The sequence below is a fragment of the Sphingobacterium humi genome (assembly GCF_009768885.1).
Classification (GTDB): domain Bacteria; phylum Bacteroidota; class Bacteroidia; order Sphingobacteriales; family Sphingobacteriaceae; genus Sphingobacterium; species Sphingobacterium humi.
This window is the reverse complement of sequence record NZ_WSQA01000004.1, coordinates 38,843-59,517: the sequence shown is the minus strand read 5'-3', so window position 1 is coordinate 59,517 and position 20,675 is coordinate 38,843. Positions and strand designations below refer to the sequence as shown.

Genomic DNA, 20,675 nt, shown 5'->3' with positions numbered 1-20,675 from the left:
TGCAGCATGAATATCATCGATCGTTATATCATCAAGAAATACCTTTCTACCTTCGCATTCACGGTGGCTATCTTCTGTGTGGTGATTGTTATTTTCGATGTGTCGGAAAAGATCGATGACTTCAATAAGTACAAAGCGCCAATGTCGAAAGTGTTCCTGGAGTATTATGCTTTGGGAAGTTTGCCTTTCTTCATCAATATGCTGACCCCCTTATTTAACTTTATTGCCGTAATTTTCTTTACCTCCAAGATGGCCGATCAGACCGAGATTGTGCCGATTTTGAGTGGTGGGATGAGCTTTAATCGCTTGTTGCGGCCTTATATGATTTGTGCCGGTATCATCTTCGCCATGACCCTGGTGTCTAATATCTACATCATTCCTTTTACCAATAAAATCAAGGTGAACTTCGAGAATGTGTATGTGAAGCCCGATAAGGTATCGACCTCCTCCTCTTCCACACACATGCAAATCGATTCGAATACCTATGTGTATATGGGGTCCTTCGATACGCAATCTAAGGTGGGCTATAATTTTGCCCTGGAGAAATTTGACGGCGATAAGATGGTGGAGAAATTGATGGCCGATCGCATTACCTGGGATTCCGTAGCCAATAAATGGAGTATTCACGCCTATACAAACCGTACCATTAATGGCCTGAAGGAAAAAATGGAAAGCGGGGAGAAGCGCGATACCACCCTCGATATGCGTCCGCAGGATTTCGAGGTCTATGAAAATGTGTTTACCACCATGGACCAAATCGACCTGGAGAACCGGATTGCTAAGGAGGAAACCCGCGGAACCGGGATGATGAACGACCTGCTGCTGGAAAAATACAAACGCTTGATTAATCCATTCTCGGCTTTTATCCTGACCCTGATCGGGGTGTCGCTCTCCTCAAAGAAGGTGCGCGGCGGTATCGGGTTGAGTTTAGGGCTAGGGATTGGCTTAAGCTGTATATACATCGTGCTGGAGCGTTTCTCCAGTATGTTCTCGCTGAAAGGAGGACTGGATCCCTTGATCTCCGTGCTGATACCAAACGTGATCTTCCTCTTGCTGAGTTTTTACCTGTTAAAGAAGGCTCCAAAATAATTCTTCTTCCATGGCTAAGCTAACTATTAACCGCAATATCATCATATTGCATTTTACCGTGTTGATTTGGGGATTCACCGGTGTTTTAGGCGAACTGATTTCTATTCCTGCCATGCCTTTGGTTTGGTATCGGGTGTTCATTGCTGCCATCTCCATCTATGTGTACTATGTCTTTACCAAACGTTCCTTAAAGGTTACCAAGCAGCAGCTGTGGCAATACTTGGGAGTTGGGATGCTAGTGGGCTTGCACTGGGTGCTATTCTTCCATGCCATTAAGATTTCCACCGTGTCGGTGACCTTAGTGACTCTTTCCTCTTTGACGCTGTTCACCGCCATTTTAGAGCCGATTATCAACCGGAAGTCGATTTCCGTCTCGGATATCTTGGTTGGCTTGCTGATTATCTTCGGGATTTACCTCATCTTTAAGTTTGAGTTTCAATACTTCTGGGGTATTACCTTTGGCCTGCTCTGTGCTTTCGTGGCCAGCATATTCTCTATTTTTAACGCCCGTATGGTGAAAAAAGGAGATGCCGCCGCCATTACCTTCTATGAAATGCTGGGGGCCTGGGTAGGGGTATCTGTGGTGATGTTGCTGGGTGGGCAATTCGATGAACACCTATTCCTCAATACGAAGGACCTGTTTTTCCTACTGGTTTTAGGAGTAGGCTGTACGGCGATTGCTTATGTGCTGGGGGTAGCGGTGATGAAAGAGCTGTCGGCCTTTACCGTGGCTTTAACGACGAACCTCGAACCAATCTATGGTATCCTCTTAGCCTTGCTGATTTTTGGGCAAAAAGAAGCGATGTCTTCGGGTTTTTACATGGGGGCAAGTATTATCCTGGCCGCTGTATTTATATACCCTTATTTGAAGTCCAAAATCCGTTTCTAATCCTTGATTATTCTTTTAAATTAATCTGGTTGTTCCTGAAAAAGGGTCTACCATGTTGGGCTGGGTTGTTCGCTTATTCCTACTTTTTTATCGGAATTGTGGAAAATAATTAATTCCTACCTTAAAGGATTTACCTGTAAATATTCTTCTACAATAAAATAATAAATCCGTCGGGATTCCATTGCGCAACCGATTGCGTAGCATTTTATTTTTGCTTAAGTCTCCCATTCCCTGTATCTTTTTCTAAAATTTCATAGAAAATATAATACTATGTTTAAAAAATACATAAAGTAAGATAGTATTATTTGAAATGTAAGGGATGTTTGATTGTATAGGTAAATCGTTTAATGTTTACTGCAAACATGGAAATACAAGGAAATTATAATAATTTTTCGAGTAGATTAAAACATTCCGAATAGCTGGTGTCACTAATACTTGCACGAAAATTGCAATTAGTAATATGAATGCATTAACATGTTCCCTATAAAAACGGTTTAATAGAAAATAAACGGTTTTTATTCAATAGAATCTCTAACTATTAATTTTCAAAACGAGAAATGAGGTTGCTTTTCACACAGGCAACCTCTCTTTCTTGGTGAAATCTTCCTCCCAGCATAACAGCAGCTTGGTCGATGCAATGATGAATTTCCTATGCTGCCTGAATGCCTTTTAAAGAGACCTATTTGCAGCGCCTGCGAAAACTTTTCTAAAATAGCATGTTATCTTAAGGTAAATCCTTTGCTTTTTTCCCTTTCTTTTAGCTTAGCAGTACCAAGATGTTTTATTTAATCGTAACTTTGTACTTTTACAAAAAGCTGAACATTAGGTTGCCGGGAGGTAACGAATCAATAAAATAATATGGCAAATATCGTAGCAATTGTTGGAAGACCAAATGTAGGGAAATCCACCTTATACAACCGTTTAACGGAAAGTCGCAAAGCGATCGTGGATGACTTTAGCGGAGTAACCCGCGACCGTCATTATGGTCAGGCAGAATGGATTGGCAAGAAATTCACCGTCATCGATACGGGTGGCTTTGTGCACGGATCGGAAGATGTTTTCGAAGCAGCTATCCGTGAGCAAGTATTGATTGCTATCGAGGAAGCTTCCGTGATCTTGTTCGTAGTCGATGTAACAACCGGTACTACAGACTTAGATGATGAAATTGCCGGCATCCTACGCCGCAGTAATAAACCTGTCTATATCGTATCCAATAAAGTGGATAGCGCCAAACAGGTAAATGACTCGGCAGAGTTCTACTCCTTCGGTCTTGGTGATCCGTATAACATCTCTTCCATGACTGGTTCTGGAACCGGTGAGCTCCTTGACGATGTGGTGAGCCATTTCGAAGTGGAGGAAGAGGAAGAATCTACCTTGCCGAAGTTTACCATCGTCGGACGTCCGAACGTTGGTAAATCATCCCTTACCAACGCTTTGCTAGGTAAGGAACGTAATATTGTGACCCCAATTGCCGGTACAACGCGCGATGCCATCCGTATCCACTATAACCAGTTCGGACACGAATTCCTATTGGTTGATACCGCTGGATTACGCCGTAAATCGAAAGTTAGTGAGAACATCGAGTTCTACTCGGTAATGCGTACCATCAAAGCCTTGGAAGACTCTGACGTGGTGATCTTGATGTTGGATGCCAAAGATGGCATTGAAGCACAAGATATCAATATTTTCCACCTGGCCGAGAAAAACAAAAAAGGGATCATGATCTTGGTGAACAAATGGGATACCATAGAGAAAGACCATAAAACAGCGAAAGCTTTTGAAGAAGCGATCCGCAATAAGATTGCGCCGTTTACCGATGTGCCTATCTTATTTACTTCTGTAACCGAGAAACAACGTATTTTCAAAACCGTGGAAACGGCCATGGAAGTTTATCAAAATAAAACCAAGAAAATCCCTACGTCTAAGTTGAACGAGGTGATGTTGGAGATTATTGAGAACTACCCGCCACCAGCGAACAAAGGAAAATACATCAAGATCAAATACGTGACGCAGATTCCAGGAAGATCGCCTATGTTTGCTTTCTTCTGTAACTTGCCCCAGTATATCAAAGATCCGTACAAGCGTTTCATCGAAAATAAACTCCGCGAGAACTTCGATTTCAAAGGAGTGCCTATTCAAATCTTTTTCAGACAAAAATAGTATCAATACCCGATATGCAGCATAACTTAGTTTTATACAATACCCTTACACGTAAAAAAGAGAATTTCGAACCTATACACCCTAACCTGGTTGGGATGTATGTGTGTGGACCCACTGTTTACAGTGATGTACACTTGGGGAACTGTAGAACCTTCGTATCCTTTGATTTAATCTATAGATACCTGCTGCATCTGGGCTATAAGGTGCGCTACGTGCGCAACATCACCGATGCCGGACACCTGGAAGGCGATAATGACGAGGGCGATGATAAGTTTGCGAAGAAAGCCAAGCTAGAACAGCTGGAGCCAATGGAGATTGTACAAAAGTATACCATCGGATTCCATGATGTTTTGCGCTTGTTCAATACCTTGCCGCCAAGCATCGAGCCTACAGCAACCGGCCATATCTCGGAGCAAATCGAGATGGTGAAACAGATCATCGATAATGGCTATGCCTATGAAGTGAATGGCACGGTTTATTTTGATGTAGAGAAATACGTTAAAGAATATAACTATACCATCCTGACGAACCGTAACCTGGAAGACATGCTTAACAATACCCGTGAGCTAGGCGGACAGGATGAAAAACACGGACGTCTGGATTTCGCCCTATGGATCAAAGCCAAACCAGAGCATATTATGCGCTGGCCTTCCCCTTGGGGAGTAGGCTTCCCGGGATGGCATATCGAATGTTCCGCCATGAGTCGTAAATACTTAGGCGATCAATTTGATATTCATGGCGGAGGTATGGACCTGGCCGCGACCCACCATACCAATGAGATTGCCCAATCGCAAGCTTGTAACCATAGCACCCCTGCTAAATACTGGATGCATACCAATATGCTAACCGTTAATGGCGCAAGGATGTCGAAGTCGGCAGGAAATGGCTTCCTACCAGGGGAGTTGTTTACCGGAAACCACGCCTTGCTAAACCGTGGCTATTCCCCGATGGCTGTTCGCTTCTTTATGTTGCAGGCCCATTACCGCAGTACCTTAGACTTCTCCAATGAAGCCTTGGATGCGGCAGATAAGGGATATAAGCGCTTGATGACGGCCATTGCCCTGTTGGATAAGATCAGCCCGGCTGCTAAATCCACCTTCGGTGATCTGAAAGCTATTCAGGAAAGAAGTTATGCAGCCATGGACGACGACTTCAACTCGCCGGTATTAATTGCCGAGCTCTTTGAAGTGGTGCGCATAATCAACTCCATTTACGATGGTAAATTAACCATCAACAAGAAAGACCTCGACGCGTTAAAAGCCTACATCCAAGCCTTTGTATTCGATATTTTAGGGCTGAAGGATGATCAACTTGGCGACGCTGATAATATGGATGATTTGATGCAGATTATTATTGATTTGCGCAATGATGCCAAGCAGAATAAAGACTTTGTGATGTCAGATCGCATCCGTGAACAACTTACCGCTATCGGAATTCAACTCAAGGATAGCAAAGATGGAACACTTTGGAATAAGATTTGATTAGTAAGGTAAAATTTAAACAATGATTTACAAAAAAGCCTTTACTGTACTTACCACGGCCTTGATCTCCCTGTCGAGCTTTGCTCAGCTTCCGGAGAAAGTCGGTGGTTTGTTATCGGTAGATAAAACGGCGGCAAATCTTTCAAGAACAGAGAACCCTCATACCGGATTGAAATACATGGTAGATAAGCTATCTACCTTTTTTGTACCCTCGCCTGTGAATGCGGTGAACTACCTGGACAACCGTCCGAACATCCCTGATGTACTTACCTGGAATCCCAATTTTGCATTGGTGTCTCGCAGTTTAGACTGGGGGGTTACTTCCGGGCCGTTAGAGTTCCAGAAAGTAGGCGCTATTAAACGATACGGACAGTATGTGACGGTATGGCGTCGGGATAAGAAAGGAGCCTGGAAAGTCCATGTACGTGCGGAAGTAGAGAACTTCGGCAAGGGTAAATCCAGCGGACTGGAATATTACGAACCGGATGAGAAGGCCTATCTGAAACACCGTTCAGATAAGCGTCTGCAGCAGCGTGAGGAAGTCGTGAAGCAAACAGATGAGTTGTTCTCAACCATTCTGAAAGCCGATACCAAAACCGGCTATAATGAATTCCTGGCCGATGATGCTCGTTTCTATTTTCCATGGCAACCCGAAATGGAAGGTCGTGAAAAAGTCGTAGCCTTCTTAAAGAAAGAGCGTATAGAGATCGATACGGATCCGGTTGGTGTTGGACGTGCCTATAGCGGTGAGTTTGCCTATACCAACGGTACTGCGACCGTAGGCATGAAAGATAAGGTGGTTAAGTTTAACTACATCCGTATCTGGCAATTGAAAGAAGATTTTCAATGGAAAGTGATCTTGGAAATGATGTTCGAAAGGTAATATCCTACACATAAGCATACAAAAAAGGCGAATCGGAAGATTCGCCTTTTTTTATAGTTCTTGTTGCAGCGTATTATTTTGCTGCGATATCATTGTCTGTCGGAGTTAACCACATCTTCAATTCGTCACAAGTCTGGAAATCTTCACTCACGTGTACAAAGGTAGCTTTGGTTTTCTTTTCAAACCATTCGCTCAGCTTTCTACGGGTTTTATCCTCTTGTGCGGCTTCCTGAATCTTCGCGAAATCCTGCTCTAAACTGGCCGTGTGTGGCGGAATCCGGGTCTTCAGGTAGTTGAATTTATAGGCCACTTGTTCTGTTCTGTCCTTAAACTGGTAAGGTTTCGAGAACTCGCCTGGTTTTAAAGGGTCAATAGCGATAAATAATTCCTTCTCTAAGGCATCCACCGGAATCAAGGTCGTTCTGGATGCCGATTGTTCGTTAATCACCATACCGCCATTGAATTTGGTTTCTTTATTGTCGGAGAACATGGCGGCTGCCGTGTGGAAAGGAAGCTTTCCGCTGCTCACCTTATCGTAGATACTATCGATCTTCGCTTTTGTGCGCTCTAAGCTCGCCTGTGTTGGCTTTGTTTTAATCAACACGTGTCTTACATTCACCTCTTCACCACGGCGCTCTAACACCTGTAAAAAGTGAAATCCGAACTGCGTCTCGAATACCGGCGATACTTCCCCTTCTTTTAAGCGGAAGGCCATTGCCGAGAACTCCTTTACGTAAGTATCACGGGTTGCAAAACCCAGCTCACCACCGTAAGGGGCTGATCCATCTTCCGAATAGAAACGGGCAACCGTTCCGAAGTCCGTACCATCCAGCACTTGTTTTCTATATTTCTCCGCTTTATCACGGAATACATTCTTTTCTTCCTTGGTCAATACCGGATTGACCACAATTTCCCCAATCTCCACTTCGGTATTAAAGGCCGGTAAGCTGTCTTGGTTTAAGCTTTCAAAATAGCGTTTTACCTCTTGTGGGGTGATGCTAATTTTCTGCACAATGGTACCCTGTAGTTTATTGGCTTTCATTTGCTCGGCCATAATCGGGCGCATTTCCTCTTTGTATTGCAATAAAGAGCGTTTCAAGAAACCTTCCAAGCGTTCTTGGTTCCCTGCGCGGCGCACCATTTCACGCATACGTGCATTCAGCTGATCGTCAACTTCCGACTCTGTCACTTCTACCGAGTCAATTACAGCTTGCTGAGCCAGTAACTTCGTCATGATCAATTGTTGCAGGGCAGTACATTTGAACGACTCATCTGGCGTACCACCATTGGCAAGGTATTGCATATACTGGTTATCGATATCCGATTGCAGGATAATACTCGAGCCCACTGTTGCCACCACACGGTCAATAATCTTTTCTTGGCCTTTTACTGTTAGGGAACAAAATGCTAAGAAAAGCGTTATACTATAAAAAAGGTTTCTCATTCTTGTATTGTCAATCTATAGAGATAGTTCTCTGGCAAAATTATTAAATATTATGCCTTTTTTCTACATTTATCCTAGAATAAATAAATTTCGTACGCTAAGCATATTCGCGCTGGCGCTAAAATACCTAATTGAAGGTGAAATAAATTGGGTTTTAACCATATTTAACAGATGAAAAAGAGCTATTTACTAATCTTAGTTTCCATGTTTACTTTATCCATGAGCCAGGCACAACATAAACAAGTTCCTATGTTTGTAGGAACCTATACTTCCGAGCAGGGAAGTAAGGGTATTTATTCCTACTTATTCAATTTGGAAACCGGAGATGCGGAGGTGCAAAGTGAGGTAGAAAGCACAAGTCCATCCTTTTTAGCGCGTACCGATAAGTTTTTAGTGGCCGTTAATGAAGTAAACGACGGTAGCCAATCGCTGTCATCTTTCAACTTGCAAGATGATATCCTGACCTTCGAGAACAAACTATCTACCAAGGGCGGTTCTCCGTGCCACGTAATGCTGGGCGATAAAGGTCGTTATGCCGTAGTATCCAACTATAGCGGCGGATCTTTGGCCCTATATAGTATGGATGAAAACGGCCATATCAATGCGATGGACGATTATAAAGAATTTACAGGCAGCTCTGTAAACAGCAAGCGCCAAGAAAAACCGCATATCCACTCCGCCTTTCTAGGACCTGATAAAGCAGTGTATGTTTCGGATTTAGGAACCGATAAAATCTATGTGTTTAATGTAGTTCAGGAAGCCGGAAAGTATCAGTTTATGGAAAAAGCCGTTATTGCTGCCCCTGCAGGAGGCGGTCCACGCCACCTAGCCTTCCATCCCAACGGAAAAACCATGTACTCCCTGCAAGAGCTTACGGGCGATGTGGTGGTCTATCGTGCTAAAAAAGGAAATTGGGAGCAGGTGCAGGTTATTAGCATGAACGATGCAGGCTTTCAAGGGGAAAATGGCGCCGCCGATATCAAGGTAAGTGCTGATGGGAAATACCTCTATAGCAGCAACCGTGTGGATGCCAATACCATCAGTACCTTTGCTATTCAAAAGGATGGGCAATTGGTCTTGAAACAGGTGCTACCGGTAGAAGGGAAGGGGCCTCGGAACTTCAACTTCTCGCCAAATGGGAAGTTTGTATTGGTCGGCAATCAGTTGACTGATGAGATCGTCGTTTTCAATCGTGATGCTAAATCAGGCGAATTAAGCGATTCAGGAAAGCGTATTCCCGTATCCAAACCCGTTTGCATCATCTTTTAAAAAGGTTTAATCCGTTGCATCATCGGTCTCCGCAATCTGGTCTTCCTTGCTGAGGTCGGCCTTTTTCGGGTCACTTTCCAGCGTATGCTTCTCGGTATTATACATGCCTTGCAATTGATCTATTACCGTGCCTTTCCACAGTGGTGTACCGGTCACGTAGGCTGCACGGCCAATCATATGCGCCGCAATAGGAGCGGTTAGAATCAAAAAGAAGATAATCGCAATCGACTTGGTGGTGACGGAAATATCATCCGGGAACATAATCGCTGCGCAGATCAATAAGAGCCCTACCCCGAGTGTGGAAGCCTTTACCGTTACAGAAAGGCGCAGGTAGAAGTCGGGCATACGCAATACCCCAATGGAGGCGAAAAAGATCGACAAGGCACCTACGGTGCTCAATATGGCTAAAATTAAATCAATCATCTTTTTGTTTTTCAATGTAATAGGAAAAGGCAATGGTGCCCAGAAACGCAATCAGCGCCAAGATAATGGCCACATCCAACAGCACTTCCTGTTCCTGCCGGATACTGTAGACGGTAATAATCCCGATCCCGATCGTAATAATCAGGTCCAGGGCAATAACCCGATCCACCACGGTTGGCCCCTTAAACAAACGGATAAACACCAAGAGCACCGAAATGGTCAAGATAGGCAGGATGACAAAATCAAAATACGCTTCTAAACTCATCTTAAAATTTCTAATAACTTACGTTCCACCCCCGTTTTCAATTGACGGATAAACTGCTGTTCATCCTTGAGGTACATCACATGGATATAAATCGCCTTTTTATCGTCGCTGATATCAATAATCAGCGTCCCTGGCGTCAGGGAAATAAAGGTGGATAATATGTTGATTTCAAAATCTGTTTTTGTATTCACCGGATAGCGAACAATGCCGGGTTTAAAGAAATACTTCGGCGTAATCACATCATAGGCCACTTGAATATTGGCTTTGATCAGTTCGAAGAGGAAGAAGAAAAAGAAGGAAATGATCTTCGGGACGCGATAGAAATAGCGTTGATCCGTTTCATTTCGGTTCATAATCCACAGCACCCCGAAACCCAGTAAATAGCCGAATAGGAAGTTCGAATAGAACAACGATCCGGAGAGGGCTACCCAAATAAAGGATAGCAATAAGTTCATCAAGAAAAACTTTATCATTTCTTAAAAACTTTATCGCCCAACACCGTTTTCACGTATGAGCTGGTATCCAACAATTCATTACTGATGCGGTCCACTGCCAGCACCACATGCTCGGCCTGCAAGCCGATATACAAGGTAACGGAACATAACAGCACAATCGGCATCAGCAGCAAAACTTTCTTGAACGGCGGAAGTTCCTTAAACTTATCTTCCACCGGCTGATCTTCCGGCGTATTCTTCCAAAAAACATCCGCCCATAGCTTCGCAATCACATACATGGTCACTAAACTACCGATAATTAAAGCTGCAATAAAGAAGTACTGCCCGCCCACGAAGGCTTCCTGAAACAGGTAGATCTTTGGCCAGAAGCCCGACAGCGGTGGCACCCCAACCAGGGAAAACAGCACCAAGGCAATCAGCAGTGATATCAGCGGATAAGCTTTATACAAACCTCCCAATTTAGTCATATCCATGGTGCCGCGCACCTGTCGAATATAACCGGCTATTAAGAACATATTGGTCTTCACCATGATATCATGGATCAGGTAGAAAACTGCACCCATTAGGGCCGCTTTGGTAAACATCGCGATACCCCCAATCATAAAACCGATATGACAGACGATTAAATAAGAGAACAAGCGACGGATATTTGTTTTAATCAGCGCACCGAATGCTCCCGTCAGTATCGTAAGCACAGCCATCACCATCAATAGGTTTTTGGTGAACTCGTCGGGCACAAACATCAAGCTAAACACCCGCAAAATAGCATATACCCCAACTTTGGTCAGTAGCCCTCCAAAGGTTGCCGCCACGGCCGATGGTGGTGTATGGTAGGAGGAAGGAAGCCAATAATACAGCGGGAATACGGCCGATTTAATGCCGAAGCCCAGCAAGAAAAAGATGGCTGCTACATCCAGCAAGGGTTGATTGTGAAACTCTCGAATCCGGATGGACAGGTCCGCCATGTTCAAGGAACCGGAAATCCCATATAAGATCCCGATACCTGTCAGAAAGAAGGTGGAAGCCAGGATATTCATCGCCATATATTTCACGGCACCCTCCAACTGCGCTTTCCGTCCCCCGAGGGTCATTAACACGAAGGAGGAAATAATGATAACCTCGAACCAAACGTATAAGTTAAAGATATCGCCCGTGAGGAAGGCACCATTCAAGCCCATCAGTAGGAAGTGGAAGATGGGAAAATAGCCATAGAGCATCCGTTGGCGGGCAATCCCTACCGAGGAGAAAATCGATACGGCAAAGCCGGCAATGGCGGTGAGCAATACCATGCTTACGGCCAATAAATCGGCCACGAAGACAATGCTAAACGGGGCTTCCCAATTGGAGGCATGCATGCTTAAGGACCCCTCGGTATATACCTTGGCAAATAAACGTATCGCGATCAATAAGCCAATAAAGGCGCCACCAACACTCAGAAAGCGTTGAGTTACCGTTTTTCGCCAAGCAATAAGCTGGAGAATAGCGGTAAACAGGTGGATGAAAACAGGCGCTAAAATGTGGTTATCAATCATAAATCTTCTTCTTCCGGCGTATTTAAATCGTCTAAATCATCTGAGTCAACCAAGGCATACACCCTTTTCAGCAACACAATGGCAAAGGCCGTTAAGGCGAAGCTGATTACAATGGCTGTCAATATTAAAGATTGGGGAATGGGGTCGGCATAGATATCCTGAAACACATTCTGATCTGGGCCAATCACCGGCGGTTTTCCCTTGGTAATGGTGCCCAGTAAGAAAATCAAGATATTGGTACCATTGCCCAATAGCATAATCCCCAGCAAGAGTTTAACCATGCTTCGGCGTAGAATCAGGAAGATTCCCGCCGCGTATAAAAGTCCTAAAACAACGACTAACAGTAACTCCATACGCTTAATCCTTGGTTAGTGAGATGGTAAACAAAATAGTAAGGACTACCCCGACTACGACCAGGTAAACACCCAGATCAAAAAACAGGGCCGATCCGATGGAGCCAATTACAGGAATCTTTTCCTCAAACCACAATCCCGTCATCGGCGGTAGGCCAAAAAAGGTAGGCATCACCATGCTTAACGCGGCCAAGCCCAAGCCAACCGGGATTAAGGATAGCGGCTTGCGCCCTAATATTTTCATAGTGGCTTCGGTGCCGTTGGCAAAGCTATGCAGCACGAAGGCGATGGAGGCCACCAGGCCCCCCACAAAGCCACCACCCGGCGAATAATGCCCTCTTAATAAGAGAAAAAAGGAAAATAAGAGCAATATGGGTAGTAAATACCGGGTTGCTGTTTGTAAAATAATACTTCTCATGCTATTCCTTTTCTGATGATTTCAACCTTAATTTTAATAAACTATACACCCCGACGGCTGCAATACTCAACACCACCGTTTCAAACATGGTGTCAATCCCCCGGAAGTCGGCAAGAATCACATTCACCACGTTTTTACCCTTGGCCAGCAGGTAGGCATTTTCGCCGTAAAAATTGGAAGTGTCTTTAGAAACGGGCTCATAAAGCACTTTTAACGCAATAATAGATAAGATGGTACCGAAGCCTAAGGCCACAATCATATCGCGAAATTTTTGCTTCGGAGAGGCCAAGCTTAAGAAACTTGGTAATTTATAGAGTACCAAAACAAACAAAACCGTCGTCAGGGTATCAATGGTAAATTGCGTCATCGCTAAATCCGGCGCACTGTAGAATACGAACATCAAACAGATACAATAGCCGATAACACTCATAGACACCACCGAGGTTAAGCGCGATGGGGTTAAGATAACAATCAACAAGGCACCTAAGAGGATAATCACCACCGCCACTTCATAAATGGTTAATGGGGTCAGCTGATCCCAGTTGATCTGTATCGGGCCACTCAGCCATAATTTATAGATGAGCAGGGCTTCCGCAAATAAAATAATCTTTAAATGGTAGGAACGCAGGTAACCGTTATGGATGCTGTTGGTATATAAAGTAGAACCCTTAAAAACACCATCCGTGAACCGGTTGATGAGGTATTGTGGCGAAAGTTTATTCCAACGAGCCACCGCATTCAGCTTGTTCTCGCTAGGTTTATTGATGAGGTAAAGCAGGGTGCCTACAACTAGGGTAATGGCACTGAGGAGCAAAACGGTGTTAAAGCCATGCCATATTTTCAAGTGCATATGAGTCTCGGCCCCAAAAATAGCATTGGCCGTGGCTTTGCTCAGGAAATCGCCGGTAATGCCGGGCAATATCCCGAAAAGCAAACATAAAACAGCCAGAATTAAAGGCGTCAGCCACATCGATAGGGGCGGTAAATGCAGCTTTTCATAGGCTTGCGGCAGGGGCCCAAAGAAGGGTTTTATGCCGGCCATAAATCCACCGGCAAGCAGGCAGATATTAGTAAGCAGGGCAACAGCCGTTAAAATCAGCGGCCAATTGCCTTCGGTGTGTAAGGTGGCTTCATAGATTAAATCTTTCCCGATAAAGCCAAAGGTAAAAGGGAGGCCCGCGCTAGATAAAGCAGCAATGCCAGCCGCCAAGGCTACCGGAAACAGCACCTTGCGTAATCCGCTCAGCCTGCTTATATCACGGCTGCCTGTTTCATGGTCTACAATCCCTGTAACAAGAAACAGGGTCGCCTTATACAAGGCATGCACCAAAATAAATACCGAGGCCGCAACAATAGCATCCTTGCTGCCTAAGCCCAAGAGGAAAACCAAAACACCCAAAGCAGCTATCGTTGTGTAGGCTAGAATAGCCTTCATATCCATACGGAACAACGCATGCACGGCAGCATAGACCATCGTAAATCCACCCACAATCATTAAAGGGTAGCTCCAGTAGTCTGTTCCTCCCATAATGGGGAAGAAGCGCGCCAGCAAGTAGATGCCGGCTTTTACCATGGTGGCCGAGTGTAGGTAGGCCGAAACTGGAGTTGGCGCCTTCATGGCACCCGGCAGCCAGAAATGAAAAGGGAATTGGGCCGATTTGGTAAAGGCACCTATAAACAGCAAGCCTAAGGCCAGCGGGTATAACTCATGTTGTATGATCGCATCGCGCGAGTAGATTAATCCTGAAATTTGATAAGTGCCCGCAATATTGGCGATCAAGATCAGGCCGGCAACCAGAAAGAAACCTCCCATACCGGTAATAGTGAGAGCGGTTAAGGCACTCTTGCGGGAATCTTCCTGCTCATTGTTAAAGCCAATTAAGAAGAAGGAGCTGATACTGGTCAGTTCCCAGAACACAAAAAGCAAGAGCAGGTTATCGGAAAGCACCAAGCCCAACATGGCCGACATAAACAACAGCAGGTAGCCGAAGAATCGGTCGTAATAGGGATGGCCTTTGAGGTAGGTGCGGGCATAGAAAAAAATACCCGTACCGATGCCGGTAATCAATAAGCAGAATAAAAGGGATAATCCGTCTAGTCGGAAATCAAAGTTTACGCCTAAGGATGGTACCCAGTCGATCATTTGGCTGAAGGTACTGCCTGCGGCAACCGCAGGAACGTAGGCCAAATAATACAGAAACAAACTTGCCGGAATCAGCGGCAAAACCATGCTCCATTTCGACTTAATTTTATGGCCTAAGGGCACCAGAAGTAAAGTGGATAGGAAACCAAATAAAATTGTAAAAAGCATGAATTATAGTGTAATAAATTTGGGATACGCCTTAAAAATAGTAAAAAACTGCGATTTTCCCATGTAAAATTCATATTAAGGATCAAATAATATTCGTAAAACATCGGTTTTATGCCTAGCTTTAACAATCAACTAATCCATTTGTTATGAATAAAAATGCTTTTCGGATAGCTAGTCTTTTTTTTAGCTTATTCTTTTTTGCCTTCAGTAGCTTGGCCCAGCAGGCCTACCAAAAACCTAAATTAACTAACCCCGACTCCTGGTCGATGGTCTTGATTCCCGATCCGCAATCTTACGTGAAGTTTGAACGGAACCTCGGTATATTGCATACCATGATGTCGTGGGTGAAGGATAATACAGACTCCTTAAACATGCAGTTTGTGCTGTGTACCGGCGACTTGGTCGAACAGAATGATTTATTGAACCCGAATGGCAAACAGGCCGACCAAAACAGTAAGCAGCAATGGCACAACATCAGCTCGGCTTTCCATCGCTTAAATGGCTTGGCACCTTATGTGTTGGCTACAGGAAACCACGATTATGGACACGTAAGTGCCGAATACCGCGCTACCCAATACGATCGTTATTTCTCGGCCGAGCAAAATCCGCTGAACGCCAGAGCCCTGCGTGAGGTAGGTCCGAACTTAAACGGAAACTCCACAGGTGTAAATGCGGTGTATGAATTCAGCACCCCGCACCCCAAGAAATTATTGGTGATGGTATTGGAGTTTGCCCCGCGTAATGAAGTGGTGGAATGGGCCAAGAAAACCGTAGACCAACCGAAATATGCCAATCATGATGTGATTTTATTAACCCACGTTTACCTCGATAAAAACAGCAAGCCTATTGTGACCCAAGGTTACAAAATTGAAGATGTCAATTATGGCGAAGCCTTATTTGAGAAATTAGTAAAACCATCGAAGAACATCCGTTTGGTATTCTCCGGACATATCGGCGAACCTGATCGCTTTGAAGGCCACCTGGGTTTCCGGCAGGATAAAAATGCCGCCGGCAAAACCGTTACCCAAATGACTTTCAATGCTCAGGCCATGGGCGGAGGCTGGCATGGCAACGGCGGTGATGGCTGGTTGCGCTATTTGGAATTCCTGCCCGATGGAAAAACAGTGAAGGTGAAAACCTTCTCTCCACATTTTGCCATTTCACCAAGCACACGGAATTTGGCCTATAAAACTGAACCTACCCAAGAATTTGAGTTTAAACTCGATTAAAAGAATGCTTTCGGCGATGAAGATTGCCTAAGGAACTAAAAATAACGTAACAGGGTCTTGCGAAGCTAGCTTCACAAGACCCTGTTACGTTATGGGGCATTTTATTATATAGCAAAGCTTAGAAATATATCTGCCTTTGCTATGGTTGTTTGTTATCTCTTTTTATTGACTATTCTTTCCCTTTGTATAACCCTCTTGAAAGGGGTTTGATACGGGTGAGAAAGGGGTGAGAAAGGGGAGTGAAAGGGGTAAGCAAGGGGAGAGGGTTAGTGGAGAGTGCTGTCATCGTGCTGTCATCGTGAGCGGAGTCGAACGACTGGTACGTCATTGCAATCTTCTTGATTGTCAATTGACTATAAAAGTGGATAGTTTGAATTAAAATACTATCATCATATTAGTAAGTATTGTAACTCTTTTTTATCATGCTAGGCTAAAATAAGAAAAGGAGTAAAAGCATTTGTCAATGCTTTTACTCCCTTTAATAGTGATTTGTATTAGTAAGAAATTGTTAATCAGTTAAATTGTGCTTAAAGATTGCACTGACGTACCAGTCGTTCGACTCCGCTCACGATGACAAAACGGCGACAGCACGATACTAACTACTAACTACTCAATACTAACTACTAAGACTAACCTACCTAAACTTCTCTGCTCCTTGGATAATAGCATCTACTACCGTTGGATCTTGCAGCGTTGAAGTATCACCTAAGCTGCCTAATTCATTTTCGGCAATCTTGCGTAAAATACGGCGCATGATTTTTCCGGATCTTGTTTTCGGTAATTCCGTTACAAACTGGATGATATCTGGTTTGGCAATGGCTCCGATGATACGGGTTACGGTTTGTAAAATATCCTGGCGTGTTTTTTCCTCATCGATGTGGTGGTTCGCAATGACATAGGCGTAAATACCTTGTCCTTTTACCGGGTGAGGGTAGCCTACGATGGCTGATTCCACTACGTCGGAGTGCATATTAATGGCGTTTTCAACCTCTGCCGTTCCGATACGGTGACCAGATACGTTCAATACATCATCTACACGACCGGTGATGCGGTAATATCCTTCCGGGCTACGGTAACAGCCGTCGCCGGTGAAGTACATGTCTTCATAGGTCGAGAAATAAGTTTGTTTACAGCGTTCGTGGTCGCCCCAAGTGGTGCGCAACATTCCTGGCCATGGGAATTTGATGCATAAGTTTCCACTAACATCATTCCCTTGAATTTCTTCGCCATTTTCATCCATTAGGGCAGGTTGTACCCCTGGCAGTGGAAGCATAGCATAGCCTGGGATCTCTGGTGTAATACCGGCAATCGGCGTAATCAAGTGACCACCGTTTTCCGTTTGCCACCAAGTGTCAACAATCGGCGCTTTGCCCTTTCCAATTTTATCGTGGTACCATTGCCAAGCTTCCTGGTTGATCGGCTCACCAACAGACCCTAACACACGTAAGGAGGAAAGATCTTTATTTTCAACATACTCATCACCAAAGGCCATTAACGAACGTAAGGCTGTAGGTGCGGTATAAATTATATTTACCTTGTATTTGTCTACGATATCCCAGTAGCGGCCCGCATCCGGGTAAGTCGGGATCCCTTCGAACATGAGGGAAGTGGCGCCTTGCGACAGCGGCCCGTATACAATGTAGCTATGTCCTGTAATCCAACCGATATCTGCGGTACAGAAGTAAACTTCTCCCGGTTTGTATTGGAAGGTATTGGCAAAGGTGTAGCCGGTGTATACCATGTATCCCGCGGTGGTATGCACCACCCCTTTTGGTTTTCCGGTGGAACCGGAGGTGTAAAGAATAAACAACACATCTTCGGCATCCATTTCTTCTGCCGGGCAAGCCGGGTTGCCTTGGGTCTCCACTTTTTTAATTTCATCTTCCCACCATACGTCACGACCTTTCAGCATGGCTACAGGAGTACGTGAACGGGTAAGAACAATAACTTTTTCAACAGATTTGCACTGCATCAAGGCATCGTCTACAATGGCTTTCAGTTCTAAGACTTTCTTGCCACGGAAGCCACCATCTGCAGTAATTACCAATTTACAGTCGGCATCGTTAATGCGATCGGCAATAGACTGTGCGGAGAAACCACCGAATACCACCGAGTGAATTGCACCGATACGCGCACAAGCCAATACTGCAATCACCAACTCAGGCACCATCGGTAAATAGATACATACGCGATCGCCTTTGCGGACATTGTTATTTTTTAAAACATTGCCAAATTGCTCTACTTTTTGAAGCAGTTGCTTATAGGAAAGCACCCGATGGGCTTCATGCGGATCGTTCGGCTCCCAGATAATCGCCGGGCTATCGCCGTTCTGGTAAATATGGCGATCTAAACAATTCTCGGTAATATTTAACTTACCACCTTCAAACCACTTGATATTCGGCTCCGAGAAGTTCCAGTTCAGCACATTGTTCCATTTTCTTTTCCAAAAGAAATTATCGGCAATACCTGCCCAGAACGCTTCAGGTTCTTCCACACTTTTCTTGTAAGCATCCTGGTATGCTTCAAAAGAATTAATTTGAAAACTCATTTTTAACTTTAAAAAATTATAGGTCTACATTATCTTTATAGGAGGTTTTATTAGTTTCGGTCAATTTGTTATTGAATACAGAAAAATTCAACCTCGGTAGGACTAATTTAATTTTTTTTACGGGGAAATGCTAATTTTTGTACGCAGAGTAACTATTAAATTGGCAACAAAATCGATAATCTGCCTTGAATATTGTAAAGAAGATATACTATTTTTTTGTTCATAGCAATCTCTTGATTGCCTTGGCAGCGGTGGCCCAGTGTGCCCTGAGTTACTATGTATTGAACTTCCCTGTAGACTATTCCATCTTGCTGATTGAGGGCACGACGACCTTACTGTTGTACAACCTCAGTTTGTACCTATCTAAACCCAAGCATCCCGAGCTGTCGCCTTACCTAAGAACCCGCTGGGTATTTAAACACGAATGGCTTTTATGGACCTCCAGTGCCTTAGCCGTGCTAATTACCTTTTGGGCCATGCTGCATCTGCATGTATGGACCCTGCTTTACCTGGCTGCCGTGGGATTGGTCAGTATGGCCTATGCTATCCCCTTTGTGCGTGTTAATGGGCAAAAGAAAGGCTTGCGGCAAGTGCCGGGCTTAAAGTTGTTCTACATCGCAGTGGTTTGGTCGCTCAGTAGTGTAGGCCTGCCGGTGGTGGAATTATATGCGGCAGGGGCTGAAATCAATTGGTTTACGGCCAATTACCTAGGTATCGTTAAGATTTTATTCCTATTGGTATGTACCTTGCCCTTTGATATTCGTGATATTGCGCAGGATACCCAATACAAGCTGAAAACCCTGCCCACCATGATGGGCGAACAAGCAGCCATTAACCTGGCTTACCTTCTCGGGATTGCCCACCTATTGTTGATTGCCTTTTCGCCCTACAGCATTGCGGTAAAGGCAGGCATGCTCCTCACGACCGTATTTATTTTAGTGCTGATGAAAAGCGTGCTGTTTACGGTGAAGCGAAATTACCATACGGTGTACTTGCTAGACCTGGCTTTGATTGTGCAATGGTTAGCGGTGTATCTTTTTTTACAAGCAGGTTAATTTAATTGTCATTCTTTTTGTTTTTCTATCCCGAAGGTTTAGTCGCTTCGCAATTTATGGACTTGGTTTACAAGTTCCTTTTCCTTATAATCGAATTCCTAACTTGTTTAAATCCTTAAATTTCCCGGTGTTTTTGCAATAGAAAAATATTTTTATTTCTTTTGTTAAATAATTATTAATTAATCCCTTCCAGAAAGGGAATCTATTCATTTTTAGCGATTTAATTGGAATGCTGTGCGAGGTTGTTAAAGCAACTGAACTGCCAGCAAAACAGAGTTCTGAAACAATGCGTGACTTTCAGTTGTGGAATCTGATGCAAGAGCGGGATGAGGAGGCTTTTGCAACCCTGTATCACAATTATGTGGATGCCTTGTATGCCTATGGCCTGCACCTTGGCTACCATGCCGAAGACGTGGAAGACGCTATTCACGATTTGTTTGTCAGCCTTTACCATAAGCGTGGGCAATACCCTACGGTTCAAAACGTGAAGGTCTATTTATTGATTGCTTTAAAGAATACTTTACTCAATCGCCTGCCCAAGGCGAAGATGGAAATCCTGAATCCGGAACTGCATGATCAATTGGAAGATAGTTTGGAAGAACTTTGGATACATCAGGAAGAGCGCGGCCTAAAACGGGAATTGTTGAAAGAGGGCATTACCCACTTGAGCCCCCGCCAAAAACAAGTGCTCTATTTCCGCTACTACAAAACCATGAGTTTTAAGCAAATTGCCGAAGAAATGCAGATTAATACCCAATCGGCAAAGAATATTGCGCAAACAGCCGTAAAAAAACTGAAAACTTATTTTTCTGTTCTTTGGTTTATTTTGTGCTTCTTTTATTAATAGACGCATTAAATCTGCGATTCCTAA

Annotated in this window: 18 protein-coding genes; 9 read left to right on the top strand and 9 right to left on the bottom strand. The window is 44.2% G+C overall.

Going from position 1 to position 20,675, the window contains the following annotated elements; translation table 11 throughout:
* Positions 1-6: 6 nt before the first annotated feature.
* From GQF63_RS06285 to GQF63_RS06265, 5 genes are all read left to right on the top strand, one after another.
* A complete protein-coding gene (locus tag GQF63_RS06285) occupies positions 7-1,089 on the top strand; it encodes an LptF/LptG family permease (RefSeq protein ID WP_160368374.1) in 1,083 nt (360 codons plus the stop codon).
* 10 nt (positions 1,090-1,099) lie between these two features.
* Complete coding sequence (locus tag GQF63_RS06280) at positions 1,100-1,978, top strand: DMT family transporter (protein WP_160368373.1); 879 nt, start codon at positions 1,100-1,102, stop codon at positions 1,976-1,978.
* 858 nt (positions 1,979-2,836) lie between these two features.
* Positions 2,837-4,138 (top strand): ribosome biogenesis GTPase Der, encoded by a 1,302-nt coding sequence (der, locus tag GQF63_RS06275; protein ID WP_160368372.1) that lies wholly within the window; start codon positions 2,837-2,839, stop codon positions 4,136-4,138.
* Positions 4,139-4,152: 14 nt separating this feature from the next.
* On the top strand, positions 4,153-5,619 hold the full coding sequence (gene cysS / locus GQF63_RS06270) for a cysteine--tRNA ligase (protein WP_160368371.1): 1,467 nt from the start codon (positions 4,153-4,155) through the stop codon (positions 5,617-5,619).
* A 22-nt stretch (positions 5,620-5,641) separates the two neighbouring features.
* A complete protein-coding gene (locus GQF63_RS06265) occupies positions 5,642-6,502 on the top strand; it encodes a DUF4440 domain-containing protein (protein WP_160368370.1) in 861 nt (286 codons plus the stop codon).
* A 73-nt stretch (positions 6,503-6,575) separates the two neighbouring features.
* Here GQF63_RS06265 and GQF63_RS06260 read toward each other — a convergent pair whose 3' ends face one another.
* Entirely contained in the window at positions 6,576-7,946 is a 1,371-nt protein-coding gene (locus GQF63_RS06260) for a peptidylprolyl isomerase (RefSeq protein WP_160368369.1), read from the bottom strand.
* Positions 7,947-8,117: 171 nt separating this feature from the next.
* Here GQF63_RS06260 and GQF63_RS06255 point away from each other — a divergent pair, with 171 nt between their 5' ends.
* Positions 8,118-9,215 carry a lactonase family protein gene (locus GQF63_RS06255; RefSeq protein WP_160368368.1) on the top strand — a complete coding sequence of 366 codons (1,098 nt, stop codon included), beginning with the start codon at positions 8,118-8,120 and terminating at the stop codon, positions 9,213-9,215.
* A 6-nt stretch (positions 9,216-9,221) separates the two neighbouring features.
* Here the strand turns inward: GQF63_RS06255 and mnhG are convergent, their stop codons facing one another.
* Genes mnhG through GQF63_RS06220 form a run of 7 tightly spaced genes read right to left on the bottom strand, consistent with a single transcriptional unit; the run spans position 9,222 to position 14,972 of the window.
* Positions 9,222-9,638 (bottom strand): monovalent cation/H(+) antiporter subunit G, encoded by a 417-nt coding sequence (mnhG, locus tag GQF63_RS06250; RefSeq protein WP_160368367.1) that lies wholly within the window; start codon positions 9,636-9,638, stop codon positions 9,222-9,224.
* On the bottom strand, positions 9,631-9,903 hold the full coding sequence (locus GQF63_RS06245) for a monovalent cation/H+ antiporter complex subunit F (protein ID WP_160368366.1): 273 nt from the start codon (positions 9,901-9,903) through the stop codon (positions 9,631-9,633). The genes mnhG and GQF63_RS06245 overlap by 8 nt, the downstream gene beginning before the upstream one ends.
* Positions 9,900-10,376, bottom strand: a complete 477-nt coding sequence (locus GQF63_RS06240; RefSeq protein ID WP_160368365.1) for a Na+/H+ antiporter subunit E — start codon at positions 10,374-10,376, stop codon at positions 9,900-9,902. The genes GQF63_RS06245 and GQF63_RS06240 overlap by 4 nt, the downstream gene beginning before the upstream one ends.
* A complete protein-coding gene (locus GQF63_RS06235; protein ID WP_160368364.1) occupies positions 10,373-11,890 on the bottom strand; it encodes a proton-conducting transporter transmembrane domain-containing protein in 1,518 nt (505 codons plus the stop codon). Before GQF63_RS06235 ends, GQF63_RS06240 begins: the two co-directional genes overlap by 4 nt.
* Positions 11,887-12,243, bottom strand: coding sequence for a Na+/H+ antiporter subunit C (locus GQF63_RS06230; protein WP_160368363.1), 357 nt, complete (start codon positions 12,241-12,243; stop codon positions 11,887-11,889). Before GQF63_RS06230 ends, GQF63_RS06235 begins: the two co-directional genes overlap by 4 nt.
* Positions 12,244-12,247: 4 nt before the next feature.
* Complete coding sequence (locus tag GQF63_RS06225; protein ID WP_160368362.1) at positions 12,248-12,661, bottom strand: Na+/H+ antiporter subunit B; 414 nt, start codon at positions 12,659-12,661, stop codon at positions 12,248-12,250.
* Between the two features lies 1 nt (position 12,662).
* Entirely contained in the window at positions 12,663-14,972 is a 2,310-nt protein-coding gene (locus GQF63_RS06220) for a putative monovalent cation/H+ antiporter subunit A (protein ID WP_160368361.1), read from the bottom strand.
* Between the two features lie 146 nt (positions 14,973-15,118).
* On the opposite strand from GQF63_RS06220, the gene GQF63_RS06215 reads away from it, so the two are divergent.
* Positions 15,119-16,201, top strand: coding sequence for a metallophosphoesterase (locus GQF63_RS06215; RefSeq protein WP_160368360.1), 1,083 nt, complete (start codon positions 15,119-15,121; stop codon positions 16,199-16,201).
* Between the two features lie 634 nt (positions 16,202-16,835).
* Here GQF63_RS06215 and acs read toward each other — a convergent pair.
* Complete coding sequence (gene acs / locus GQF63_RS06210; protein ID WP_160368359.1) at positions 16,836-18,749, bottom strand: acetate--CoA ligase; 1,914 nt, start codon at positions 18,747-18,749, stop codon at positions 16,836-16,838.
* A 185-nt stretch (positions 18,750-18,934) separates the two neighbouring features.
* Here acs and GQF63_RS06205 point away from each other — a divergent pair, with 185 nt between their 5' ends.
* Together GQF63_RS06205 and GQF63_RS06200 are read left to right on the top strand one after the other, a co-directional pair.
* On the top strand, positions 18,935-19,804 hold the full coding sequence (locus GQF63_RS06205) for a UbiA prenyltransferase family protein (protein WP_160368358.1): 870 nt from the start codon (positions 18,935-18,937) through the stop codon (positions 19,802-19,804).
* Positions 19,805-20,090: 286 nt separating this feature from the next.
* Entirely contained in the window at positions 20,091-20,648 is a 558-nt protein-coding gene (locus GQF63_RS06200) for an RNA polymerase sigma factor (protein ID WP_160368357.1), read from the top strand.
* The last annotated feature ends 27 nt before the right edge of the window (positions 20,649-20,675 follow it).